The organism is Streptomyces sp. NPDC050287, assembly GCF_044459385.1.
Lineage (GTDB): Bacteria > Actinomycetota > Actinomycetes > Streptomycetales > Streptomycetaceae > Streptomyces.
Genome location: NZ_JBITIY010000003.1, coordinates 540,787 through 564,256 on the forward strand (window position 1 = coordinate 540,787; position 23,470 = coordinate 564,256).

Consider the following 23,470-nt stretch of genomic DNA (forward strand, 5'->3'; position numbering starts at 1 on the left):
TGCGCATCCCCACGTCAACGGAGGCAGAACCCCATGCGTCAGTCACGTCTGAGCAAGCGGAGACGGAGTCTGCGAAGACTCCTCGCCGTCTCCTTCCCGGCCCTCACCCTCACCCTCGCCGGACTCGTCATGGCACCGACGGCCGGCGCCCAGGCCGCCGCGGCCCACCCGCACACCACCAAGGTCACGCAGAACAACAAGGCGCTGACCGACCCCGCGCGCCAGACCTTCCACGCCACCGGCAAGGCCGGTCAGAAGGTACCCACTACCCACCTGTGCGCCACCGCCGAGCCGGGCCACGCGTCCTGCTTCGCCCAGCGCCGCACCGACATCAAGCAGCGCCTCGCCTCGGCGCTCGCCGCCGCGGCCCCCTCCGGCCTCTCCCCGGCCAACCTGCACAGCGCCTACAACCTGCCCACCACCGGCGGCAGCGGCCTGACGGTCGCCGTGGTCGACGCCTTCAACGACCCCAACGCCGAGTCGGACCTCGCCACTTACCGCTCCACCTACGGCTTGTCCGCCTGCACCAAGGCCAACGGCTGCTTCAAGCAGGTCAGCCAGACCGGTTCGACCACCTCGCTGCCCTCCGACGACACCGGCTGGGCCGGCGAGGAGGCGCTGGACGTCGACATGGTCAGCGCGGTCTGCCCGAACTGCACCATCATCCTGGTCGAGGCCAACTCCGCGAACGACACCGACCTCGGCATCGCCGAGAACGAGGCCGTCTCGCTCGGCGCCAAGTTCGTCTCCAACAGCTGGGGCGGCGGCGAGTCCTCCTCCCAGACCGGCGAGGACACCTCGTACTTCAAGCACCCGGGCGTCGCCATCACCGTCTCCTCCGGTGACTCCGCCTACGGCGCCGAGTACCCGGCAACCTCCCAGTACGTGACGGCGGTCGGCGGCACCGCGCTGACCACCGCCTCCAACTCCCGCGGCTGGAGCGAGTCCGTCTGGAAGACCAGCTCCACCGAGGGCACCGGCTCCGGCTGCTCCGCGTACGACGCGAAGCCGAGCTGGCAGACCGACACCGGCTGCTCCAAGCGCATGGAGGCCGACGTCTCCGCCGTCGCCGACCCGGCCACCGGCGTCGCGGTCTACGACACCTACGGCGGCTCCGGCTGGGCGGTCTACGGCGGCACCAGCGCCTCCGCCCCGATCGTCGCCGGCGTCTACGCCCTCGCGGGCACCCCGGGCTCCAGCGATTACCCGGCGAAGTACCCCTACTCCCACACCTCCAACCTGAACGACGTCACCAGCGGCAGCAACGGCTCCTGCTCCCCGTCGTACTTCTGCACCGCGACCACCGGCTACGACGGCCCGACCGGCTGGGGCACCCCCAACGGCATCACCGCCTTCACCTCGGGCACGAGCAGCGGAAACACGGTGACCGTCACCAACCCCGGCAGCCAGTCCACGACCACCGGCGGCTCGGTCAGCTTGCGGATATCGGCGAGTGACAGCGCGGGCGCGGCCCTCACCTACAGCGCGAGCGGACTGCCGCCCGGGCTGTCCATCAACAGCTCGACCGGCCTGATCTCCGGTACGGCGTCCACCGCGGGTACCTACCAGGTCACGGTCACCGCGAAGGACTCCACCGGCGCCTCCGGCTCGACCTCCTTCTCCTGGACCGTCGGCTCCGGTGGCGGCGGCTGCTCCTCCTCCCAGCTGCTGGCCAACCCGGGCTTCGAGTCGGGCAGTACCGGCTGGAGTGCGATCAGCGGGGTCATCACGACCGACAGCGGCGAGGCCGCGCACAGCGGCTCGTACAAGGCGTGGCTGGACGGCTACGGCTCCTCGCACACCGACACGCTGTCCCAGTCGGTGACCGTCCCGGCCGGCTGCAAGGCGACCTTCACCTTCTACCTGCACATAGACACCGCCGAGACCACCCGCAGCACCGCGTACGACAAGCTGACGGTGACCGCGGGTTCGACCACCCTGGCCACGTACTCGAATCTCAACGCCGCCTCCGGGTACGCGCAGAAGAGTTTCGACCTGTCCTCGTTCGCGGGCAAGACGGTCACCGTGAAGTTCAACGGAGTGGAGGACTCCTCTCTCCAGACCAGCTTCGTCGTGGATGACACCGCCCTGACGACCAGCTGACCCACCCGAGGGGAGCACCCGATCCCGCACGCGGTAACCGTCCGCGTGCGGGACACCCGTCACCCACCCGGTGTCCCACCGCCGGCGGTCTCGGATGACGCGTTCGCGGCTGGGCGCGCGGCGGAGCAGGGATCACCAAATGGTTCATGTCTTCGTTCAAGGCATCGCCATGTGACGGCGTGTACGCCCGCCCATGCCCGTATTCAGTGCTTACCTTTGCCGACGAAATCGACATTCGGGGTAAAGGTATGAAAACGGATGAAATGGCTAGCGCGGTCATCCCGTCCGTCGAAGGGACTCCGTCGTCCGGGACACCACGACGCAGGGCACTGCTCTGGCCGCTGGTGGTCGGTGTCCTGGCGGCCATCGGATTGGCGGCGGTGTTCGCCCTCGCCGGCGCCTCGTGGCCGGAGCGGCCGGCCGTCGCCGCGTGGCGCACCGTCTGCCTGGCCATCACCGTGCAGGCGTTGCCCTTCCTGCTGCTGGGCACCGCCCTGTCCGGTGCGATCAACGCATTCGTGCCGGCCGCCCTGTTCACCAAGGTGCTGCCTCGGCGTCCCGCCCTGGCCGTACCGGTGGCAGGTGTGGCCGGAGCGGTCCTGCCGGGCTGCGAGTGCGCCTCCGTGCCCGTCGCGAGCAGCCTCATCCGACGTGGAGTGACTCCGGCAGCGGCCTTCGCCTTCCTTCTCTCGGCGCCCGCGATCAACCCCGTGGTACTGACCGCGACGGCGGTGGCCTTTCCGGGCAACCCGGCCATGGTCGGGGCCCGGCTGCTCGCCTCACTGGCCACCGCCGCGGTGATGGGCTGGCTCTGGCTCTGGCTGGGCAAGGAGCAATGGCTGCGAGCCACGGCACCGCACACCGGGCATCAGCCCGGCGGCAGCCGGTGGAGGGAGTTCCGTCTCGGCTTCCAGCACGACTTCTTGCATGCCGGGGGCTTTCTCGTACTCGGCGCGATGGCAGCGGCGACCTTCAATGTGGCCGTACCGCGCTCCGTCCTCGACACCTTCTCCGGTTCGGCCTGGCTGTCGGTGCTCTTCCTGGCCGCCCTCGCCGTCGTACTCGCCGTCTGCTCGGAGGCCGACGCCTTCGTCGCCGCCTCCCTCACCGGCTTCTCGCCGACCGCCCGGCTGGCGTTCATGGTGGTCGGCCCCATGGTCGACCTGAAACTGATCGCCCTGCAGGCGGGCACCTTCGGCCGGGCCTTCGCCTGGCGTTTCTCCTCCATCACCACCGTCGTGGCGGTGGCCGCCACTGCCCTGATCGGAGGCGCCCTGTTGTGAAACGCCATGCACAGGCCGTGCTGCTGGCCGTGATGGGTGTCGGTCTGCTGCACTCCACCCTGTTCACCGGCCTCTACCTGCGCTATGTCAAGGAGGGGCTGCGCCCCCTGCTGCTCGTCTCCGGGGTGCTGCTGTTGCTGCTCGCCCTGGCGGGCGTGGCCATGGACCAAGGCCGAGACGAACACCGCGGCCATGCTCACGGCCACCACCACAACACGGCACCCCGCATCGCGTGGCTGCTGTTCCTCCCCGCTCTCAGTCTCGTCTTCTACGCCCCACCGGCCCTCGGCGCGTACACCGCGGCACGTTCCAACGGCACGGTGGTCAAGAAGCAGAAGAAGTTCGATTCGCTGCCCGCCACCTCGCCGCTACCCATGACCCTCACGGACTTCACCACCCGGGTCCAGCAGGACCGCGAAACGGCCATCAAGGGCCGTACCGTCCAGTTGACCGGCTTCGTCACGCCGGCCGGACAGGGTGGCGCCTGGGATCTGACCCGGATCATCTTCACGTGTTGCGCGGCCGATGCACGTCCCGTCAAGGTCCGCGCGTACGGAACCACGGCGCCGCCCGCCAACACCTGGCTGGCGGTGACCGGTACCTGGCACCCCAGCGGCACGCTCGGCACGAAGTCCGCGGCTGCCGCCCTCGACGTCCGCACCGTCCGCCGCATCCCGCCGCCGGTCAACGCCTACACCGACGACCTTCCCCTCGTGCCTTCCTAGTCCCTTAATGGGTCCACCTGCCGGCCCGCACCACATCCACATCCGTCCCGCGGACGAAACCGACCGTCGGAGTGAGCCGGACGTGGCGGCCTTCGCTCGGCAGCCAGTAGCGCTTGCGCTGGATGGTGGGGTCGAAGCGGCGCTTGCTGCGCCGGTGGGAGAGGGAGATGTGATGACCGAAGCCGGTCAGCGGACCGTACGACCCTTCAGCGAGCGCCCGCTGTCATGGATCGCTCGGGAGGTGAACGAAGCGACGCTCAGCTCCACCCGGTCACCGGCCGGCAGCGCCCGGAACGTGCCGACGCGGCAGGCGTGACGCGGGCGGGCCGCCCGGCTGCCCGGCGCGTTGGCGTGGTGCCGTGCCCGCCGGGCAGCACGAGAGCCCCGAGTTCAGCAGTCGCGGAACTCCGGTGACTGGTTGAGGATCTGGGCGCGCAGCGAGGTGAAGCGGGTGTGGGTCTCACCGCCCTGTGCCTCCGGGGGGAAGACGGCGACGCGGTGGCAGTTCTGGAAGGCCAGGGCGACGCCGAAGTGCCGCTCCAGGCTGCCCCGGATGGCGTCGCTGGACAGCGCCCGCAGCAGCTGTCCGCGCTCCTTCTCGGAGGGCGGCGGGGTCTGGTTGTCCGCGAACTCCGCAGTGCCGGAGCGCAGTTCACCGACGAGACGGGCGATGAGGTGGTAGGCGTACGGCAGGGAGGTGCGGACCGTTTCCACGAAGTCCTCCTCCCGTACGTCACCGCTTTCGGCTTCGGCGAGCAACCGCGGGGAGACGTCGAGTGACATGAAGGATTGTCCTGTTCTGTGGTTCCGTACGGGCGGGGGTCAGGATCGGACGAGGGCGGCGAGGGCGGTCGGCCCATGCCGGAAGTCAGGGTCGACCTGGGCGGCCAGGTCCTCGCCGGTGGCCTCGTTGGCCCAGGCGGCGGCGTTGCGCAGGTGGAACTCCACGGCGTGCTTCTGGAAGGTGGCCCAGTCCTTGGGGCGGGCGTCCACGGCTGCGCGCAGCCGGTCGAGGGCGCGTGTGTTGTGTGCCTCCAGCTCGCCCTCGTCGCGTCCCTGCTCCTGGGCGCGGACGAAGGTGGACTGCTCGCAATGGGCGAGCAGGTCGTCGCCGACGTGGCTCCTGAGGAACTCGAGATCGTCCTCGCCGGTGACCTTGTTGCCGACCACGGCGACGGGGATGCCGAACTCGGCGGCGTGGTCGCGGTACTGGCGGTAGACCGAGACGCTCTTGCGCGTCGGCTCGACCACCAGGAAGGTCATGTCGAAGCGGGTGAACAGGCCGGAGGCGAAAGCGTCGGCGCCGGCGGTCATGTCGACGACGACGTACTCGCCGGGGTAGTCGACCAGATGGTTGAGGTAGAGCTCGACGGCGCCGAGCTTGGAGTGGTAGCAGGCCACGCCGAGGTCGCTCTCGTCGAAGGCGCCGGTCACCATCACCGACACACCGCCGACCTCCTGCACATGACGGGAGTGGATCTCGTCGTCGCCCAGCAGCCGCAGCAGGCGGGACCCGCGGCCGGGCGGGGTCGTCTTGACCATGGCGTCACGGGACGGGATCCGCGGGTTGGTGCCCCGCAGCCAGTCCTTGATCTCGCCGGTGCGTGCGCTGAGCGGCGGCGCGGCGAAGATCTCGTCCTCGCCGAGGCCCAGCGCGTACGCCAGGTGCTGGTTGATGTCGCCGTCGATCGCGACGACCGGCGCGCCCGAGCGGGCCAGGTGACGGGAGAAGAGGGCCGACAGGGTGGTCTTACCGCTGCCGCCCTTGCCGACGAAGGCAACGCGCATCGCTAGCGACTCCTATTGGAAATGGATGTCATGAGCATAGGCTGGTGGTGCGGCGGGACTGTGTCAAATCACTCGCGTCCCAACGAGCTGGTCAACGCAGCGCGTTGGGCCATCCGGCGCAAGCAGAGGAACTCTCTCGTCAACCGTGCGGAGGAAGCCGAGGCATGAGTAATGCCGCATACGGCCCTCGGGGCCGCCCTTTCACCCTCGTCGTCCGTGCTTCCTGCGATCCCGCCACCGAGCAGGTGATGGATGGTCCGCGCCGGGCGGTCCGGGGCTGCCGCCACGGGGTCATGGTCCCCACCGGCTGTCTGCGGAAGGTCCTGCACTGCCGTCACCCGCGTGGGTTGTACGCCGCCGTGCAACCGTGTGCGGCGGACCGCGAGCCCTCCGGGACCGTCGTACGGCTGGGTCCGCTCGTCACGGCAGACGACGCCGAAGCGGTCGGATCGTGGCTGCGGGCCGGGATGCCGGAGGACGGAACCCTACCCGGCAGGCTGCGCGCGGCGCCCGCCCCGCAGAACGCGCACCTGAACTGACGGGTCAGGTCCCCACGCATCCCGCGAGCGGTGGTCACGGCCCGCCGTCGACGGCCTGGCGGGCGCGACGTGAAGGGGTGAAGGCATACAGGTCGAGCACGCCTGGCGGGTCCGCGAGCCCGGGGCCGCCGGCGGTGATCCAGGCGGCGATGTCGTCGGTGGCGTCGGGGTCGTCGACCAAGCCGAGCCACACCGGGCGCCCGCCGACGGCCCGGCCGGCGGCGGAGGGCTGGACGACGATGACGTTGGCGTGCTCGCAGGCGTCCAGACGGCCGGTCACCCGCACCTGTGCGGTGCCGGCGAGCGCCTGCCGCAGGCCGGCGAGCTGAGCTGCGTGGTCGACGCCGGGGATCCTCGCCGTTCCGCAGCAGCAGCCGCGGCAGACGGTGACCGTGCAGCGGGCCGCCCCGTGGTGGCGGGGGCGGCCTTGCGATGGGTCCGGCGGCTCACTGGCTGATTCGGATGTCGGCGCGGGCGCGGCGCCAGGCGCCGTCGGCCAGCAGGCGCAGGCCGTTGAGGCCGACGATGACGGTGGAACCCTCGTGTCCGGCGACGCCCAGCGGAAGCGGCAGGTCGCCGGCCAGGTCCCAGACGACCAGGCCGGTGATGAACACGCCGGCGATCGCGAGGTTCTGCAGGACCAGGCGGCGGGCGCGGCGGGAGAGCGCGACGACGGTGGGGATGGTCGCGAGTTCGTCGCGCACCACGACGGCGTCGGCGGTCTCCAGGGCCAGGTCGGACCCGGCGCCGCCCATGGCGATGCCGGTGTGGGCGGCGGCCAGCGCGGGCGCGTCGTTGACGCCGTCGCCGACCACCAGCACCTTCCGCCCGGACCGCTCCAGCTCCTGGACGGCGGCGACCTTGTCCTGCGGCAGCAGGCCCGCCCGCACGTCGGTGATGCCCACCTCCCTGGCGAGCCGGGTGGCGGCGCGCGCGTTGTCACCGGTGACCAGCACTGGCACGGTGCCGGTCAGTTCAGCCAGCGCGGCGGTGGTGCCCGCGGCCTCCGCGCGCAGCCGGTCGGCGATGCCGAGCACGCCGACCGGGGTGCCGTCGGCCAGCACGAGCACCGCGGTGCGGCCGTCCTCCTCCAGGTCGGAGGCCGCCGAAGCGGCCGGGTGGTCACTGCCGTCCAGTAGCCGGGCGGGGCTGCCGACCGCCACGGTGCGGCCCTGGACGGTGGCGGTCACGCCGGTGCCGGGGGCGGAGGCGAAGTCCTCCGCGAGCGGGATCGTGAGGCGGCGGGTGCGGGCGGCGTCGACGATGGCGCGGGCCAGTGGGTGCTCGCTGGGGTGCTCGGCCGCCGCCGCGAGCTGGAGCAGGGTGTTCTCGTCCAGGCTGGATCCGGGCAGGGGGCGGATGTCGGTCACACGTGGGGTGCCCTCGGTCAGGGTGCCGGTCTTGTCCAGCGCTACGGCGTCCACCTGCCCGAGCCGCTCCATGACCACGGCGGACTTCACCAGTACGCCGTGCCGCCCGGCGTTGGCGATCGCGGACAGCAGCGGCGGCATGGTGGCCAGCACCACCGCGCACGGGGAGGCGACGATCATGAAGGTCATCGCCCGCAGCAGCGTCGACTGCAGCTCGGCGCCGAAGAGCAGCGGCACGGCGAACAGCGCGACCGTCGCCGCGACCATGCCGATCGAGTACCGCTGCTCGATCTTCTCGATGAACAGCTGGGTGGGGGCCTTCGTCTCGGAGGCTTCCTCGACCATGGCCACGATGCGCGCGATCACCGAGTCGGACGGGTCGCGCTCGACCGCCACCCGCAGGGCGCCGGTGCCGTTCAGCGTGCCGGCGAAGACTTCGTCGCCCTCCTGCTTGGCCACCGGCAGCGGCTCCCCGGTGATGGTGGCCTGGTCGACCTCGCCGGCCCCGTCCAGGACCCGGCCGTCGGCGCCGATCCGCTCGCCGGGCCGCACCAGGATCGTGTCACCGATGCGCAGTTGCTCGGTGGGCACGCTCTCCTCGCTGCCGTCGCCCCTGACGCGGGTGGCGGTGGCGGGGGCGAGGTCCAGCAGGCCGCGCACCGAGTCGGCGGTGCGGGCGGTGGCGATCGCCTCCAGCGCACCGGAGGTGGCGAAGATGACGATCAGCAACGCCCCGTCGAGCACCTGCCCGATCGCCGCCGCACCCAGGGCCGCGACCACCATCAGCAGGTCCACGTCCAGGGTCTTGTCCTTGAGCGCCTGAAGCCCTGCCCAGCCGGGCTCCCAGCCCCCGGTGACGTAGACGGCCGCGAACAGCAAACCCCACGACCAGGCCGACGTGCCCAGCAGGTACAGCGGCAGTGCGACAAGGAACAGCGCCAGGGCGGCGGCCGCCCACCGGGCCTCGGGCAGCGCGAAGATCCGGGTGCGCCGCCGGGGCGCGACCGTCTCGCGGGCGGCGCCGCCGGGTGGGGCCGGTCGGGTGAGGGTGGCAGACATCGACAGGGGTTCCTTCACGGATGAGGGCGCGGTCCGACCCCACCACCGTAACAGGAACAAATGAAGACCGATTCATGCGTTCATGGGATCCTGCCGTATCCTTGGCGCATGGGTCATGGAGCCGCACCGCCTGCCGGAAGCGTCCCGCGCGCACGCCTGGACGCGGCCAACGCCGCCAAGGTCGCCACCACCTTGCAGGCGCTGGCGACCCCGTCCCGGCTGCTCATCCTGGCCCGGCTGCGCGAGGGTCCGCTGCCCGCGACCGAACTGGCCGCCGAGGTCGGCATGGAGCAGTCGGCCTGCTCCCACCAGCTGCGCCTGCTGCGCAACCTCGGCCTGGTCGTCGGCACCCGGCAAGGCCGCTCCGTGGTCTACTCCCTCTACGACAACCACGTGGCCGAACTCCTCGACCAGGCCCTCTATCACGTCGAGCATCTCCGCCTGGGCCTGAGCGACACCGCCGGGACCGACGCGGAGGCGGAACGTGAAACAGTGGCCGTCCGGAGGATCTGACGTCCGGGTGAGCCGTGGCCGGTGCCAGGGCAGCCGAACAATGCCGAGCCGGTAGTCGTTGACCTGCGGCAGCTGCTGGGCGGCCAGGCCGTGGAGCACGTCTTGGTGGGCGGTGGGCAGCTTGTCGTAGGCGGCGGCCGGAAAACTGCTGAGGGTGTACGAGGCGAAGTCCTCGACCCCCGGGCGCCATTGACCGAGTCCGCCCCAGGAAGCGGTCGGCGCTGCCGCGTGACGGCGGCGCCGGGCTACTCCTGTGCGTGCCGGATGGCGTCCAGGACGATGTGGGCGATGTGGTCGTCCGGAGGCCGCACTGGATCTCGCGCGCCTGACGGTTGGCGGTCGCGATGCGCGAGTTGCGCAGCACCCTCAGGTGCTGGGAGACCAGCGGCTGGCTCACCCCCAGGGCGTCGACAAGTTCGTGGACTACCTTCCGCCCGCGGACAGTTCACGCACGCCGACTTGGTCCGTGACCTTGATGTGCGGTCGAGCCTGGTGAGGCGTGTTGGATCGTTACGATGGCCGGCGTGGCAGTGAGGAGACGCTTGAGGATACGCACGGCCTTCCCGCGGGTGCGGAGGGGGCCTCGGCCAACAGAACTGCCCGCTCTCGCCAGATCGGTGAGGTCGTCCAGGATGTGGGTGGGGACCATTGTCCTGGGGGTCCTCGGGACGCTGCTCACGGGTGTGCTCCTCGCGTTGCCGGGACAGCTCCTCAACCCCCTGTCGACCAAAGATCGTTTGAGGTCGGGACCGGACTTCTCCGTCGGGATCGACGCCGTACGCCTTGATGACGAGGGCAGGAGCGCGGTCACACAGGAGGAGTTCCGGCCGAGCGCCGCGCAGGTGCGGATGCTGGCGCGTCGGAATTCGGCCACCACCGCGGCTTTCACCGGGCTGCTGCGGTCGATCGGGGCGGTCAACCTGGAAACCCTCACCGTGCGGGTGACGCTGACCGGTCACCGTAACCAGCAGATCGCCATCGAGGACATCCGCCCGCTGATCGTGGCGCGATCGGCCCCGCTGTCGGGCAGTCTCCTGTGCGCGCCGTCGCAGGGCGGCGCGCCCACGATGAACATGCTGTTCGACATGGACCGCCCCTTTCCCGTCGCGCACGACATGAAGTTCGGCAACGACGCCGGCACGGACGGTGGCGGGAACCCGCAGGAGGGGCTCGGCCCGCCGTTCTTCGCCCAGCGCACCATCACCCTTCAGGACAACGAGCAGCAGGTGCTCCTTGTCCGGGCTGTCACGCGGCAGCACTACGTGGCGTTCCGGCTCGAGGCCACGTACATGCTCGGCAGCCAGAAGAAGAAGGCCGTGATCGACGACCACGGGAAGCCTTTCCAGGTGAGCGCGCTCGTCCCGACACCCGCGGGAGGAACGCCGCACTATCGCAGTGTCTACGCCATGCGCGCCGACTACTCCCTCGGCCGTATCGCTGCCTCGGCGCCGGCCAAACCGGGCCGCGCACTGGAGGGGTCGTGCTGACCGGTCGGAACCAGGGCCGAGGGCGCATGCGGTGGCTGGTGGCGCTCCTGCTTCTCCTGGCGGTCGCCGGGACATCGGCGTGGCTGCTGTGGCACGACGACGAGGGAACGCCTGCCCGGCGGTCGGGTGTGCCGCAGGCGCACGATTCGGCCGGCGCGGCGCGCTGCTCGCCGCCGAACCTCACCGGGGTGGGCGGCCGACGGTCCGCCGCCGCGTGGCGCAAGGTGATCGATCCGGTACATCGGGCCGCCTGCGCAGGCGACTTCACCGCGCTGGCCCGCCTGCTCGGCGGCGGCCGTCCAACGCACTTCCTCACTGAGGAGTGCACCGGGTGCACATCGGCCGACATCGTCACCATGTGGCGTGACGAGTACGGGTTCGACCCAGCATCGCTCGCCCGTCTGCTGGAGACTTCTCCCGTCGTGGACCAGGGCGGGCTGACCTACGAGCGCGGCGACACGGTGGCCGTCTTCGCCCGGGGGACATCGCGACTGCCGGCCGAGTGGTCGGCGTTCTTCGTGCGGTGCCATGAGGACAATATGTGCGCCATGTTGGCGCCGTCGCCATCTGGCGCCCCTTGACCTGGGCGGGGACCCCGCGGCCGGTTTCTCCGGCGGTGTTCGGACCTTGATCCTCGGTCTCCGCCGAGTCCGTCGTCATGACGCTCGTTCGTCGTGCCGCACGTACCTGGCCAACCACGGCGTGCCGGATCACATCCTCGCGCGGCGGGCCCGGCACACGAATGTGAAGGCCGCCAAGAAGTGGTAGGCGAAGCGGACGTAGAGGATCTCCGCGCAGGCGCCACAACGTGGGATGGCCTTCAGGGTGTCGAGGCGCAGGGGCAAGCGTGAGTCGGGCGGCGTATCGACCGAACGACGGACACGTCTCCTGTGAGGGAAAGACGCAGCTTTTCCACCGAGTGGCGTTCAGGCCGCTGGTTGGGGAGATTCCGGAAGGCTTCCAGCTGTGTCATGCCGATCCTCGGGGATGGCACTACACGCTTTGCTGTAATCCGGACCGCCTGGAAGCTGTGCCGAAGAAGGAAGGGGTGCGGCGCGGGGACTGGGAGAGCGCGCGAGCCAGGAGGGTGCACTGGGGAGCCGTCGGGTTCACCCGGCCGTGTGAGATTTCGTGATACGTGAGAGGGTCTGGGGCGTGAGTGAGACACCACCGAACACCCTGCAATACCGCTTTGACGGGCCAGAAGACGCACCTGTCCTGATCCTGGGTCCCTCACTGGGTACCACCTGGCACATGTGGGACCGGCAGGTCCCCGAGCTGGCGAAACAGTGGCGTGTCTTCCGGTTCGACCTGCCCGGGCACGGCGGCGCGCCCGCGTACCCGGCGGGTGCCGTGCGCGATCTCACCGTCCGGCTGCTCGCCACCCTCGACGGCCTCGGTGTGCAGCGCTTCGGCTACGCGGGCTGCGCGCTCGGTGGCGCGGTCGGGATCGAGCTGGCCCTGCGCCACCCCGAGCGGCTGGCCTCGCTCGCGCTGATCGCCGCCTCGCCGCGCTTCGGCACGGCCGACGAGTTCCGGCAGCGCGGGGTGATCGTCCGTACGAACGGGCTCGACCCCATCGCCCGTACGTCCCCGGACCGCTGGTTCACCGGCGGGTTCGCCGCCGCGCAGCCCGCGATCACCGAGTGGGCCGTGCAGATGGTGCGCACCACCGACCCCGGCTGCTACATCGCCGCCTGCGAGGCGCTGGCCTCGTTCGACGTACGGGGCGAGCTGGCCCGGGTCGGCGTCCCGACGCTCGTCCTGGTCGGCTCGGACGACCAGGTCACCGGTCCCGCCGAGGCCCGCACCCTGGTCGCGGGCATCCCCGACGCCCGGCTCGCCGTCGTGCCCGGTGCCTCGCACCTGGTGCCGGTCGAGCAGCCCGGCGCCGTCACCGACCTGCTGGTCAGACACTTCTCCACCGCCTGGCAGCCCGGCTTCGACTCCACCACCGGCATGACCGCGATCCAGGCGGCCCCGGTCAAGCCGGTCCTGGCCGCCGCGCCGCCGCAGCCCGCGCAGCCGATCGCCGAGATCGCCCCGGCCGCCGTGGAGCCGCAGACCATGGGCCGCCCGGACCCCTACGACGCCGGCATCAAGGTGCGCCGCGAAGTGCTCGGCGACGCGCACGTCGACCGGGCGCTGGGACAGGCCGACGAGTTCTCCGGGGACTTCCAGGAATTCATCACCCGCTACGCCTGGGGCGAGATCTGGGACCGGCCGGGCCTCGACCGACGCACCCGCAGCTGCATCACGCTCACCGCCCTGGTCGCGGGCGGCCACCTCGACGAGCTCGCCTTCCACACCCGCGCCGCCCTGCGCAACGGCCTCACCCCGGCCGAGATCAAGGAAGTGCTGCTGCACGCGGCCGTCTACTGCGGGGTACCGGCGGCGAACAGCGCGTTCAAGGTGGCCCAGCAGGTCATCCGCGAGGAGACGACCCCCACCGAGTGAGCCCCGCGCGGGGCGGAGGCAGGATGGACGTCATGAAGCTCACGAAGAAGTCGCACTCCTGCGTCCGCCTCGAGAAGGACGGGCGGACGCTCGTCCTCGACCCCGGCGGATTCAGCGAGGAGGACGCCGCCCTCGGCGCGGACGCGATCCTCGTCACACACGAGCACCCCGACCACTTCGACGAGGGCCGGCTGCGGGCCGCCATGGAGGCCAACCCGGCCGCCGGGATCTGGACCCTCGCGTCGGTCGCCGAGCAGATCTCCGCCGCCTTCCCCGGCCGCGTCCACACCGTCGGCCACGGCGACACCTTCACCGCCGCCGGCTTCGACGTCCAGGTGCACGGCGAGCTGCACGCTGTCATCCACCCGGACATCCCGCGGATCACCAACGTCGGCTACCTCGTCGACAACGGCAAGATCTTCCACCCCGGCGACGCGCTCACCGTCCCCGACCACGCCGTGGAGACGCTGATGCTCCCGGTGATGGCCCCCTGGAGCAAGATCTCCGAGGTCATCGACTACGTCCGCGAGGTCAAGCCACAGCGCGCCTACGACGTCCACGACGCCCTCCTCGCCGACCTCGCCCGCCCGGTCTACGACCGTCAGATCGGCGCCCTGGGCGGCACGGACCACCTGCGGCTGACAGCGGGGGAGTCGGCCGAGGTGTAACGACCCTCCAGACCCTCCGAGAACCCTTGAGACCCGTCCGGACCGTCCCAAGAACCCTTGAGACCCGTCCGGACCGTCCAAGACCCCTTGAGCCCCCTCCAGACCTCTCCAGGCCCCCCGATCCCTCCGACCCCTCCGACCCCTCCGACCCCTCCGGTCCTCGGCCCCGAGCGGTACCACGCGCGTCCTCACTGTCAGACCCGCCCGGTAGGTTGTGAGGCATGCGTATCGCGACCTGGAACGTGAACTCGATCACCGCCCGCCTGCCGAGGCTCCTGGCCTGGCTGGAGAGCAGCGGCACCGATGTGCTCTGCCTCCAGGAGGCCAAGGTCGCCGAGGCCCAGTTCCCGTTCGACGAGCTGCGCGAGCTGGGCTACGAGGCGGCGGTGCACGCCACCGGTCGGTGGAACGGCGTGGCGGTGATATCGCGAGTCGGCGTCGAGGACGTGGTCAAGGGCCTGCCCGGCGACCCCGGCTACGACGGCGCCCCCGAGCCCCGCGCCCTCTCCGCGACCTGCGGTCCGGTCCGGGTCTGGTCGGTGTACGTGCCGAACGGCCGCGAGGTGGACCACCCGCACTACGCCTACAAGCTGCAGTGGTTCGAGGCCCTGAAGGCGGCCGTCGCGGGCGACGCGGCGGGCAGCCGCCCCTTCGCGGTGATGGGCGACTACAACGTGGCGCCGACGGACGACGACGTCTATGACAGGTCCGCCTTCGAGGGCTCCACCCACGTCACCCCCGCCGAGCGCGCCGCCCTCGCCTCCCTGCGCGAGGCGGGCCTGTCCGACGTGGTCCCGCGGCCCCTGAAGTATGAGCACCCCTTCACGTACTGGGACTACCGCCAGCTCTGCTTCCCCAAGAACCGCGGTATGCGTATCGACCTGGTGTACGGCAACGAGCCGTTCGCCAAGGTCGTCAAGGACGCCTACGTCGACCGCGAGGAGCGCAAGGGCAAGGGTGCCTCGGACCACGCCCCGGTCGTGGTCGACCTCGACGTGTAAGACGCCGGAGACAGGTCAACGAGCCATGCGCGAAGCCGTCGTGAAGCCGTCGTGAAGCCGACCGGAACCGGCGGCCCGCGCGCCTGTGGTGCGTACGGCAGGGTGAATGACACGCTGGGGGTATGAAGATCCCTTTTCTGGGCCACCGGCACGACAAGCCCGGCGCCCCCGACCCCGAGGGCATCGCCGAACTCCTCTCCGAGTGTGAGCTGCTGCGTTCCCAGGCCTCCCGGGAGGGCGTCCGACTCGACGACACCGCGGCCTCGTTGGAGGCGCTGGACCAGCTGGTGCCGCGCTGGCGGGACGACGAGGAGGTCCTGCCCTGGCTCGGGAACGACGCGGGGCTGTACCTCGGCACGGTGGTCGTGCGGACCGTGCCGGGTGCCGCCTGGGATCTCAGGCCGGACGGCCAGCCCGTGATCCGGCTCGCCTCCGGCCGCGAGTTCGACGTCGTCGCCTCCGGTCACGAGTGGGCTTCGAGCGGGGTGCCCGAGCTCTCCCAGCTGTATGGCGAGGTCGCCGAAGCGTGAGCCTTCGGCCCACTCTTCGGCCCACTCTTCGACGTAAATACGGCTAATGCCCGAAAAGTGCGTGTCGTCCTTCAACTATGATCTTGCCCCGATAAGTTGCGGCACCTATGACACAGCTGAGAGTGGGCAGGGCTGGGCATGGCCGTCGATCCGTTGATCGAACTGCGTGACGTGACAAGTACTACGGGGAGATGCATGTCCTGCAGAACGTCTCGCAGGCCCGGGTCAAGGTCCGCGACGGGTGGCGGCCGGGGGTGCCTGCCAGGCCCTTCAGGCGCGGGGAGAGTGTTGCCGTCGCCCGTGCTCCCGTCTCGGCGACTGCTTTCTCGGCACCGTCGAACTGACCGTCCGTGCCCCCCTGTCGCACCGGCAGGCTCATCGCGCCGGACCTCGACTACGATGTGCCGTTCCTCCCCGTGGTGATGGCCGAGGCCACGGAGGTCGCCCCGGCCGACCCAGGGATGCTGCTGCCGGGTGGGGGTCCCCCCATGGCCCCCGGGTCGTAGGGGGCAGCAGTCACAGAGCCCATACCCGGCCGGCGCAGGCCGGAGATCACTGCTCGCGCAGCGGGATCGACACGTACGACGGGTCGTTCGCCGGCGAGGAGAAGGTCAGCCGAGCGCCGGACGGGTTGTGCTCCATGTAGAGCGGGTCGACCGTGTCGGTCACCAGGGCCAGCCGGTGGCCGGCCGGGACGTCGTAGGCCGTGGAGAACAGCTCCAGGTCGACGTCGAACGGCTTGCCGGGCGTTCGCCCGTGGAAGGTGTACGGCGCGTTGCTGACCAGCTTGCCGAGGCCGAGCGGCCCCACGTCGTAGAGGTACGCGACGAGGGTGCCGCTCTCCTCGGTCGGAGTGAGGGTGGTGTGCAACTTCGCGGTGCCGCGTACCTGTTGGGCGCTCGCGTACTTCTCCGACTGCCATACGGCCGCCCAGCGGCGCGGGAGCAGCGGGATGGAGGCGATCGGGGGCAGCTGGGCGACCTGGTCGAGGATGCTGGACAGGAAGACCACGCCGCCGTCGGCGCCCGAGTCGACGTTCGTGTGGATCGTTCTCGTGCCGGCGAGAGCGAGCTTCTTCCGGGTCGCACCCACCGACTTCCAGTCCGGATAGCCCTCGTAGCCGCCTGTGGAACGGGACTTGATCCGCACCGGCTGCTCGCGGTCGATGCCGTTGTCCGTGCCTTTGAGGTAGTGGTCGAACCAGCGCTCGGTGTCGGTCCACACGTCGTTGGGCAGCCCGAACAGGCCGGTGATCTCAGCGGTGGCGTGGTCGCCGGGGCGCAGCTCCAGTCGCTTCGGGCCGGTCAGCCTCTCGTAGAAGTCGGCGTACTGGTTGGGCGAGAAGACCGTGTCGCCCCAGGCGTTGGCGAGCATGAGCGCCGTGCCGTTCTGGTTGAGCTGGTCGACGTAGGTCGCAGCGGAACGTTTCTTCCCCCAGGCGACGAGGTCCGGCTCCTTGGCCAGGTTGGCGGCGTAGAAGTCGTCGAAGACCTGCCGGGTCTCCGCGCTCTGACGTCCGGTGACCAGGCTCGCACCGTCGAGTATCGCCGCCGCCTGGGCGTGCTGCGTACGGCCGGAGTAGATCGAGCCGACCAGGTCCGCCCAGCCGCTGAGGGAGGCGACCGCTCTGATCCGCCGGTCGTGTGCGGCGGCGAGCAGGCTGATGCCGGCCCCGTACGAGACGCCGGCCATGCCGACCTTGCGGGCGTCGGCGGGGGTGTGGGCGAGTGCCCAGTCGATGACCTTGGACGCGTCGGCCGTGTCGGGCGGGCCGGCGACCTCTATTTCCCCGCCCGACTGCCAGAAGCCGCGCACGTTGTAACTCACCACGACATACCCGGAGTCGGCGAGCTGCCGTGCCTGCGCGAGGTACTCCACCTGAGGCAGGCCCCAACTCGTCGGCAGGACGAGCAGCGGGTAGCGACGGGCGCCGTCGGCGTCGGCGTCGGCCGGCAGGACGACGTTCGCCTTGAGAACGGTGCCGCCCTCCCCGGCGATGTCGACGAAGCGGACGCCGGGCGCCGCCTGGGCGGTGGGGGCGAACCCGAGAGCGCTGCCGGCGATCAGGGTCGCCGAGACGGCACCCACGGCGGTCGTGCGCAGTGCCTTGCGTGTGTGTCCCACGGGCCACTCCTCACTCGTGCAAGTGCAAAGTGACCCGACGGTAACCTCGGCGCCTTACCGGAAGTAACCCGTCGGTAAGTTACGTGCGAGTAACGATTGTTGAAAACTGCTGGATCTCAGGTGGCGCGGTGGGAGTTGCGTGGAGCGGCGGGCGCCGGGAGGGGTGTCTTCGCGTCCCGCGTCACGTCCGCGACCAGCTCGACGACATCCGGTCCGTACGCCCCGGAGTTGACCACTTTCAGCAGCAGGACGAAGGAGGTGTCGCCGTGCTTGCGGGACAGCCGCTCGTGGTGGCGGGCGAGGTAGCGGGTCGCGGCCTGGTTGGTGATCGCGGTCTGACCGCAGAAGAGGAAGACGGGACGCGTGCCGTTGCTCTGGTCGACGGTGAGCCGGGCGAGGAGCGCGTACTCGGCCCGGCCCACCTCCACGCGGTAACGCTCGGAGCCGATCTGGAAGGCGCCGCGGTCCGGGCTCGGCTCGGCGTCCACGTTCACCCGGACACCGGGCAGCAGGGAGGACAGGTGCGCGGCCATGCGGCGGTTCGACGCCGGGCCGCCGACGCAGAACTCGGTGCGCTCGCCGAAGCCCTGCCGTGCGGCGTCGTGCGGGACGACCTGGGCGTTGGCGTTGCAGTCCTTGATCAGTGCGGCGAGTTCGAGGAGTGCGAACACGTCGTAGCGCATGACCGTCAGGTCCGGGCCGGCCGCGCCGCGGTTGACCACCAGTAGCGACTCGGAGTTGTCCGGGAGCCCGAAGAAGGCCTGTTTGCGGCGGAGCTTCCGCTTCCACAGGTAGGTCCGGGCCAGCCAGCCGAGCGTGGCACTGATGCCGGCGGCCACCACGCCCAGGACGAGGTTGCGCAGGTCGTCATTCATGGGCGCGCATGCTAGCGGGCGAACGTTCAAACCTATGTTCGAGGTCGCCTCGTGCGCCGCCCTGACGGGGCCATGGCGATCGATTAAGCTGCGAGAACGGTCTCTGGCTGGAGGTTGGGATGCGTCGCCCTGTCGCACGGAAACTGTCGGTCCTGGCGGTCTCGGCCGCCGTGGTGTCGGTGGGGGCGGCCGCGCCACCCGCCGCGCAGAGCGGCCCCGCCGGCGCACCCGCGAAGGTCCCCGTGGCCGTCGGCTACGGAGGTGCCGTCTCCAGTGTCGACGCGGACGCCTCGGCCGCCGGCATCGAGGTCCTCAAGAAGGGCGGCAACGCCGTCGACGCGGCCGTCGCCACCGCCGCCGCGCTCGGCGTCACCGAGCCCTACTCCGCCGGCATCGGCGGAGGCGGCTACTTCGTCTACTACGACGCCAAGTCCCGTTCCGTGCACACGATCGACGGACGCGAGACGGCCCCGCTGAGCGCCGACTCCGACCTCTTCACGGAGAACGGCAAGCCGCTGGCCTTCGCGGACGCCGTCAGCAGCGGCCTGAGCGTCGGCACCCCGGGCACGCCCGCCACCTGGCAGACGGCGCTGGACACGTGGGGCAGCAGAGGGCTCGGCACCGTCCTCAAGCCCGCCGAGCGCATCGCCCGCGACGGGTTCGTCGTCGACGACACCTTCCGCTCGCAGACCGCCTCCAACGAGACCCGGTTCCGCTACTTCCCCGACACCGCGAAGCTGTTCCTGCCGGGCGGGCGGCTCCCGGTGGTCGGCTCGACCTTCAAGAACCCCGATCTGGCCCGCACCTACGCGGAGTTGGGCCGCAAGGGCGTCGGCGCGATCTACCGCGGCGACCTCGGCGACGACATCGTGGACACCGTGAACCACCCGCCGGTGGACCCGGGTTCCGGCTGGAAGGCCCGCCCGGGCGGCCTGGAGGAGAAGGACCTCGCGGTATACCGCGCCAAGCTCCAGGAGCCCACGAAGACGTCGTACCGCGGACTGGGCGTCTACTCCATCGCGCCCTCCTCCTCCGGCGGCACCACGGTCGGCGAGGCCCTCAACATCCTTCAGAACACGGACCTCAAGAAGGCGAGCGAGGTCCAGTACCTGCACCATTTCATCGAGGCGAGCCGGATCGCCTTCGCGGACCGGGGGCGCTGGGTCGGCGACCCGGCCTTCGAGGACGTACCGACGAACGAACTGCTCTCGCAGAAGTACGCCGACTCGCGGGCGTGCCTCATCAAGGACGACGCCGTGCTCACCAGCCCGGTGGCGCCCGGCGACCCGCGCCACCCGGCGGCCTGCCCGACGGGCGGTACGGCGGCGCCGACGACCTACGAGGGTGAGAACACCACGCATCTGACGGTGGCCGACAAGTGGGGGAACGTCGTCTCCTACACGCTCACCATCGAGCAGACCGGCGGCAGCGGTATCACCGTCCCCGGGCGCGGGTTCATCCTCAACAACGAGCTGACGGACTTCTCCTTCACCCCGGCCAACCCGGCCGTCCACGACCCGAACCTGCCGGGCCCGGGCAAGCGGCCGCGGTCGTCGATCTCGCCGACGATCGTGCTGGACGGGCACAACAAACCGGTGGTGGCGCTCGGTTCGCCCGGCGGCGCGACCATCATCACGACCGTGCTGCAGACGCTGACCGAGTTCCTCGACCGCGGGCTGCCGCTGGTCGACGCGATCGCCGCGCCGCGCGCCAGCCAGCGCAACGCGGCCCAGACCGAGCTCGAACCCGCGCTCTACGACAGCGCGTTGCGGGGAAAGCTCGAAGCCATCGGGCACTCCTTCAAGCTGAACCCCGAGATCGGGGCGGCGACGGGCGTGCAGCGGCTGCCGAACGGGAAGTGGCTGGCCGCCGCCGAAAAGGTACGGCGCGGTGGCGGCTCGGCGATGGTGGTGGACCCCGCGAAGTAGCGGACGTCGTCAGGGGTCACAACTCGGGGGCGGGCGGCAGGTCTTCCGTACGGAAGGCGAGCTGCCCGTCCGCCACGTCCACCGTCACCCGGCCGCCCTCGACGATCCGGCCGTCCAGCAGCAGCCGGGAGAGCTGGTTGTCGACCTCCCGCTGGATGGTGCGGCGCAGCGGGCGGGCGCCGTACTCCGGCTGGTAGCCGCGCTCGGCGAGCCAGTCGACGGCCGGGCCGGTGAAGTCGACCGTGATGCCCTGCGCGTGCAGCAGCCGACGGGTCTTCTCCAGCAACAGGTCGGTGATCTCCCGCAGTTGGTCCGTGGTGAGCTGCCGGAAGACGACGATCTCGTCGATACGGTTGAGGAACTCGGGCCGGAAGTGTTCCCGCAGCGGCCGCAGGATCTGCTCGCGCCGCGCCTCCTCGTCCGCGTCCGCGCCGCCCGCCCCGAAGCCGATGCCGGCGCCGCGCCGGGTGATCGCCTCGGAACCGAGGTTGCTGGTCATCACGATGACGGTGTTGGTGAAGTCGACCGTGCGGCCCTGGGAGTCGGTCAGCCGCCCGTCGTCGAGGACCTGGAGCAGGATGTTGAAGACGTCCGGGTGCGCCTTCTCCACCTCGTCGAGCAGCAGCAGCGAGTACGGGTGCCGGCGGACGACCTCGGTGAGCTGGCCGGCCTCCTCGTGGCCGACGTACCCGGGCGGGGCGCCGACCAGGCGGCTGACGGTGTGCCGCTCCTGGTACTCGCTCATGTCCAGGCGGACCATCCGCTCCTCGCTGCCGAACAGGGCCTCGGCGAGCGCGCGCGCCAGCTCGGTCTTGCCGACACCGGTGGGCCCGAGGAACAGGAAACTGCCGATGGGCCGGTCCGGGCTGGCGAGCCCGGCGCGGGAGCGCAGCACGGCGTCGGCGACCACGCGGACCGCCTCGTCCTGGCCGACGACCCGCTCGTGCAGATGCGTCTCCAGGCCGAGCAGCCGGTCCTTCTCCTCCTCGGTGAGGCTGCTGACCGGGATACCGGTCAGCCGGGACACGACTTCGGCGATGGCCTCCGCCGTCACCTCCAGGTGCTGGCCCTCGTCCACCTCGTCGTCACCGCCGGCCGCGGCGATCCGTTGCTTCAACTCACCGATGCGGTCGCGCAGTTGCATGGCCTGTTCGTACTGCTCGTCCGCGACCGCCTGGTCCTTGTCCCGGACCAGCTGCTCGACCTCCCGCTCCAGGGCCCGTACGTCCGTGCCCTTGGTCCGCGCCCGCAGCCGTACCCGGGCGCCCGCCTGGTCGATCAGGTCGATCGCCTTGTCCGGCAGGCGGCGTTCGGTGAGATAGCGGTCCGAGAGCTCCACGGCGGCCACCAGGGCCTCGTCGGCGTAGCGGACCTGGTGGTGGGCCTCGTAGCGGTCGCTCAGGCCGCGCAGGATCTCGATCGCGTCCGCGGGGGTGGGCTCGGGCACCAGGATCGGCTGGAAACGGCGGGCCAGCGCCGCGTCCTTCTCGATCCGGCGGAACTCCTCCAGCGTGGTCGCGCCCACGATATGCAGCTCGCCGCGGGCCAGGGCCGGCTTGAGGATGTTGCCGGCGTCCATCGACCCGCCCTCGCCGCCGCCCCCGGCGCCGACGACGGTGTGCAACTCGTCGATGAAGACGATCAGTTGCTCGGAGTGGGCGCGGATCTCACCCACGATGGTGTTCAGCCGCTCCTCGAAGTCGCCCCGGTAGCGGGTGCCCGCGACCACGCCCGTCAGATCCAGCGCGAACACGCGCCGCCCGATGAGCACGTCGGGTACGTCCCCGTCGACGATCCGCTGCGCGAGCCCCTCCACGATGGCGGTCTTGCCGACGCCCGCGTCACCGATGAGCACAGGGTTGTTCTTGCCGCGCCGGGAGAGCACCTCGATGGTCTGCTCGATCTCCTCCTCCCGCCCGATGACCGGGTCGATACGGCCCTGCCGCGCCAGGTCGGTGAGGTCGCGGCCGTACTTGTCCAGGGTGGGCGTGTCGGCGGTGCGCGGCCGTTCGCCGCGAGCCTGCCCGCTGTCCGGGGCGGTCTCCGGTGGAAGGCCCGAGGGGGCGAAGTGCGTCGAGTTGAGGATGTGGCCGGCGGCCGAGTCGGGGTTCGCGGCGAGCGCGCTGAGCACGTGCTCGGGGCCGATGTAGCCGGCTCCGCGCGTCCGGGCCAGGTCGTGGGCGTCCAGCAGGGCGCGCTTGGCGGCCGGGGTCAGGGACAGCGAGGTCGGCGGCGGGGCCTCTCCCGGCTGGTGCTTGACCGGGCCGGAGCGCTCGTCGATCTCCGAGGCGAGCGAGTCCGGGTCCGCGCCGGCCCGGCTGAGCAGCGTCCTGGTCGGCTCGGCGGACAGCGCCGCCCGCAGCAGATGCTGGGTGTCCAGGTCCCGGCTGCCGTGCTCGGCGGCGTACTGCGCGGCGCCTCGCACCAGCTGGCGGGCCGGCTGACTGAGCAGCCGCCCGATGTCGATCTGGCGCGGACCGGGGCGCTGTCCGCCGAAGAAACGGGCGAGGAACTCACCGAAGGGGTCGTAGCCCTCCGGTCCGGTGAAGCCGCTGGTCATTGGCGTTCCCATCCGGCGTCCCCATGGGGATCCCCCCGGTCCGAGTCCGTTCGAGGACGGGAGGAGGGCCGGGACGCCCTCGCTGATCGACGTGCCGGAGCCGGGTAACCCGGGCGGGAGCCGGTACACACCTGGGCGCGCGTTCGTAGAACACCTTCGCACGATCGGGGGGAGAGGGCACCTTCAGCAGGTCGCCGTTCACCGAGGCGCGCAGGTCCGCGGGGGAACGGCGTGGGTGCGAACGAGGGGCGGTAGCCCGGGAAGGGCGAGGTCGCGGCGAGCGCCGGCATCTGCGCCGCGACCCGCCGCACGACAGAGACCGGCCGCGCCCCGACGCCCGCCTTCGTCACGGTGGCCGCGCCTGCCCGCGCGCTCGGTCTGCCGATGGACGAGCCGGCGGGACGGTGGGTGCCGGCGGGGGCGGAGGGGGTCCCGCAGAAGCCTCGTAGATCTCCACTCC

The 23,470-nt window shown here is 70.9% G+C and carries 19 protein-coding genes and 2 pseudogenes; 13 read left to right on the top strand and 8 right to left on the bottom strand.

The genetic code is table 11. From position 1 onward, the window contains the following. Window positions 1–33 precede the first annotated feature (33 nt). From ACIBK3_RS12810 to ACIBK3_RS12820, 3 genes are all read left to right on the top strand, one after another. On the top strand, window positions 34–2,103 hold the full coding sequence (locus ACIBK3_RS12810; protein WP_399364801.1) for a putative Ig domain-containing protein: 2,070 nt from the start codon (window positions 34–36) through the stop codon (window positions 2,101–2,103). Window positions 2,104–2,366: 263 nt separating this feature from the next. After that, on the top strand, window positions 2,367–3,386 hold the full coding sequence (locus tag ACIBK3_RS12815) for a permease (RefSeq protein ID WP_399364803.1): 1,020 nt from the start codon (window positions 2,367–2,369) through the stop codon (window positions 3,384–3,386). After that, the gene (locus tag ACIBK3_RS12820; RefSeq protein WP_399364804.1) at window positions 3,383–4,111 is read left to right on the top strand and encodes a TIGR03943 family putative permease subunit; all 729 of its coding nucleotides are present in this window, start codon (window positions 3,383–3,385) and stop codon (window positions 4,109–4,111) included. Before ACIBK3_RS12815 ends, ACIBK3_RS12820 begins: the two co-directional genes overlap by 4 nt. Before the next feature lie 4 nt (window positions 4,112–4,115). On the opposite strand, the gene ACIBK3_RS12825 is transcribed toward ACIBK3_RS12820, so the two are convergent. The 3 genes from ACIBK3_RS12825 to ACIBK3_RS12835 all read right to left on the bottom strand — a co-directional run bounded on the left by ACIBK3_RS12825 (window position 4,116) and on the right by ACIBK3_RS12835 (window position 5,899). Next, complete coding sequence (locus ACIBK3_RS12825; RefSeq protein ID WP_399365562.1) at window positions 4,116–4,301, bottom strand: bL28 family ribosomal protein; 186 nt, start codon at window positions 4,299–4,301, stop codon at window positions 4,116–4,118. A gap of 200 nt (window positions 4,302–4,501) precedes the next feature. Further along, window positions 4,502–4,894 (bottom strand): SCO5389 family protein, encoded by a 393-nt coding sequence (locus ACIBK3_RS12830; protein WP_399364806.1) that lies wholly within the window; start codon window positions 4,892–4,894, stop codon window positions 4,502–4,504. Between the two features lie 39 nt (window positions 4,895–4,933). Beyond that, window positions 4,934–5,899, bottom strand: coding sequence for an ATP-binding protein (locus ACIBK3_RS12835; RefSeq protein ID WP_399364808.1), 966 nt, complete (start codon window positions 5,897–5,899; stop codon window positions 4,934–4,936). A 164-nt stretch (window positions 5,900–6,063) separates the two neighbouring features. Between ACIBK3_RS12835 and ACIBK3_RS12840 the strand changes: the two genes are divergently transcribed. Next, a complete protein-coding gene (locus tag ACIBK3_RS12840) occupies window positions 6,064–6,438 on the top strand; it encodes a hypothetical protein (RefSeq protein ID WP_399364810.1) in 375 nt (124 codons plus the stop codon). 34 nt (window positions 6,439–6,472) lie between these two features. Here ACIBK3_RS12840 and ACIBK3_RS12845 read toward each other — a convergent pair. Then, window positions 6,473–6,862: pseudogene (locus ACIBK3_RS12845) on the bottom strand ((2Fe-2S) ferredoxin domain-containing protein); the annotation flags it as partial. A 22-nt stretch (window positions 6,863–6,884) separates the two neighbouring features. Further along, the gene (locus tag ACIBK3_RS12850; protein ID WP_399364812.1) at window positions 6,885–8,867 is read right to left on the bottom strand and encodes a heavy metal translocating P-type ATPase; all 1,983 of its coding nucleotides are present in this window, start codon (window positions 8,865–8,867) and stop codon (window positions 6,885–6,887) included. A gap of 108 nt (window positions 8,868–8,975) precedes the next feature. Here ACIBK3_RS12850 and ACIBK3_RS12855 point away from each other — a divergent pair, with 108 nt between their 5' ends. The 7 genes from ACIBK3_RS12855 to ACIBK3_RS12885 all read left to right on the top strand — a co-directional run bounded on the left by ACIBK3_RS12855 (window position 8,976) and on the right by ACIBK3_RS12885 (window position 15,523). Then, window positions 8,976–9,380, top strand: a complete 405-nt coding sequence (locus ACIBK3_RS12855; protein WP_399364814.1) for an ArsR/SmtB family transcription factor — start codon at window positions 8,976–8,978, stop codon at window positions 9,378–9,380. A gap of 638 nt (window positions 9,381–10,018) precedes the next feature. Then, the gene (locus ACIBK3_RS12860) at window positions 10,019–10,867 is read left to right on the top strand and encodes a hypothetical protein (protein WP_399364816.1); all 849 of its coding nucleotides are present in this window, start codon (window positions 10,019–10,021) and stop codon (window positions 10,865–10,867) included. Beyond that, a complete protein-coding gene (locus ACIBK3_RS12865; RefSeq protein WP_399364818.1) occupies window positions 10,861–11,448 on the top strand; it encodes a hypothetical protein in 588 nt (195 codons plus the stop codon). The genes ACIBK3_RS12860 and ACIBK3_RS12865 overlap by 7 nt, the downstream gene beginning before the upstream one ends. Before the next feature lie 574 nt (window positions 11,449–12,022). Then, on the top strand, window positions 12,023–13,324 hold the full coding sequence (gene pcaC / locus ACIBK3_RS12870; RefSeq protein WP_399364820.1) for a 4-carboxymuconolactone decarboxylase: 1,302 nt from the start codon (window positions 12,023–12,025) through the stop codon (window positions 13,322–13,324). Between the two features lie 32 nt (window positions 13,325–13,356). Further along, window positions 13,357–13,992: an MBL fold metallo-hydrolase gene (locus tag ACIBK3_RS12875; protein ID WP_399364822.1), complete on the top strand. Its 636-nt coding sequence runs from the start codon at window positions 13,357–13,359 to the stop codon at window positions 13,990–13,992. A gap of 221 nt (window positions 13,993–14,213) precedes the next feature. After that, window positions 14,214–14,993, top strand: a complete 780-nt coding sequence (locus ACIBK3_RS12880; protein ID WP_399364824.1) for an exodeoxyribonuclease III — start codon at window positions 14,214–14,216, stop codon at window positions 14,991–14,993. Between the two features lie 122 nt (window positions 14,994–15,115). Further along, window positions 15,116–15,523, top strand: coding sequence for a DUF6278 family protein (locus ACIBK3_RS12885; protein ID WP_399364826.1), 408 nt, complete (start codon window positions 15,116–15,118; stop codon window positions 15,521–15,523). A 552-nt stretch (window positions 15,524–16,075) separates the two neighbouring features. On the opposite strand, the gene ACIBK3_RS12890 is transcribed toward ACIBK3_RS12885, so the two are convergent. Continuing rightward, complete coding sequence (locus ACIBK3_RS12890) at window positions 16,076–17,647, bottom strand: alpha/beta fold hydrolase (protein ID WP_399364828.1); 1,572 nt, start codon at window positions 17,645–17,647, stop codon at window positions 16,076–16,078. A 116-nt stretch (window positions 17,648–17,763) separates the two neighbouring features. Continuing rightward, window positions 17,764–18,522, bottom strand: a complete 759-nt coding sequence (locus ACIBK3_RS12895) for a hypothetical protein (protein ID WP_399364830.1) — start codon at window positions 18,520–18,522, stop codon at window positions 17,764–17,766. 119 nt (window positions 18,523–18,641) lie between these two features. Here ACIBK3_RS12895 and ggt point away from each other — a divergent pair, with 119 nt between their 5' ends. Next, window positions 18,642–20,450 (top strand): gamma-glutamyltransferase, encoded by a 1,809-nt coding sequence (gene ggt, locus ACIBK3_RS12900; RefSeq protein WP_399364832.1) that lies wholly within the window; start codon window positions 18,642–18,644, stop codon window positions 20,448–20,450. A gap of 16 nt (window positions 20,451–20,466) precedes the next feature. Here ggt and ACIBK3_RS12905 read toward each other — a convergent pair whose 3' ends face one another. After that, a complete protein-coding gene (locus ACIBK3_RS12905) occupies window positions 20,467–23,010 on the bottom strand; it encodes an ATP-dependent Clp protease ATP-binding subunit (RefSeq protein WP_399364834.1) in 2,544 nt (847 codons plus the stop codon). A 267-nt stretch (window positions 23,011–23,277) separates the two neighbouring features. On the opposite strand from ACIBK3_RS12905, the pseudogene ACIBK3_RS12910 reads away from it, so the two are divergent. Next, window positions 23,278–23,430, top strand: a pseudogene (locus tag ACIBK3_RS12910) (XRE family transcriptional regulator); the annotation flags it as partial. Between the last annotated feature and the right edge of the window lie 40 nt (window positions 23,431–23,470).

Bases quoted from the DNA above. Each gene is read 5' to 3' on its own strand.
- ACIBK3_RS12840 (WP_399364810.1), top strand. From the start codon at position 6,064: ATGAGTAATGCCGCATACGGCCCTCGGGGCCGCCCTTTCACCCTCGTC.
- ACIBK3_RS12850 (WP_399364812.1), bottom strand. From the start codon at position 8,867: ATGTCTGCCACCCTCACCCGACCGGCCCCACCCGGCGGCGCCGCCCGC.
- ACIBK3_RS12855 (WP_399364814.1), top strand. From the start codon at position 8,976: ATGGGTCATGGAGCCGCACCGCCTGCCGGAAGCGTCCCGCGCGCACGC.
- ACIBK3_RS12880 (WP_399364824.1), top strand. From the start codon at position 14,214: ATGCGTATCGCGACCTGGAACGTGAACTCGATCACCGCCCGCCTGCCG.
- ACIBK3_RS12905 (WP_399364834.1), bottom strand. From the start codon at position 23,010: ATGACCAGCGGCTTCACCGGACCGGAGGGCTACGACCCCTTCGGTGAG.
- ACIBK3_RS12810 (WP_399364801.1), top strand. From the start codon at position 34: ATGCGTCAGTCACGTCTGAGCAAGCGGAGACGGAGTCTGCGAAGACTC.
- ggt (WP_399364832.1), top strand. From the start codon at position 18,642: ATGCGTCGCCCTGTCGCACGGAAACTGTCGGTCCTGGCGGTCTCGGCC.
- ACIBK3_RS12830 (WP_399364806.1), bottom strand. From the start codon at position 4,894: ATGTCACTCGACGTCTCCCCGCGGTTGCTCGCCGAAGCCGAAAGCGGT.
- ACIBK3_RS12815 (WP_399364803.1), top strand. From the start codon at position 2,367: ATGGCTAGCGCGGTCATCCCGTCCGTCGAAGGGACTCCGTCGTCCGGG.
- ACIBK3_RS12875 (WP_399364822.1), top strand. From the start codon at position 13,357: ATGAAGCTCACGAAGAAGTCGCACTCCTGCGTCCGCCTCGAGAAGGAC.
- ACIBK3_RS12895 (WP_399364830.1), bottom strand. From the start codon at position 18,522: ATGAATGACGACCTGCGCAACCTCGTCCTGGGCGTGGTGGCCGCCGGC.
- ACIBK3_RS12885 (WP_399364826.1), top strand. From the start codon at position 15,116: ATGAAGATCCCTTTTCTGGGCCACCGGCACGACAAGCCCGGCGCCCCC.
- ACIBK3_RS12835 (WP_399364808.1), bottom strand. From the start codon at position 5,899: ATGCGCGTTGCCTTCGTCGGCAAGGGCGGCAGCGGTAAGACCACCCTG.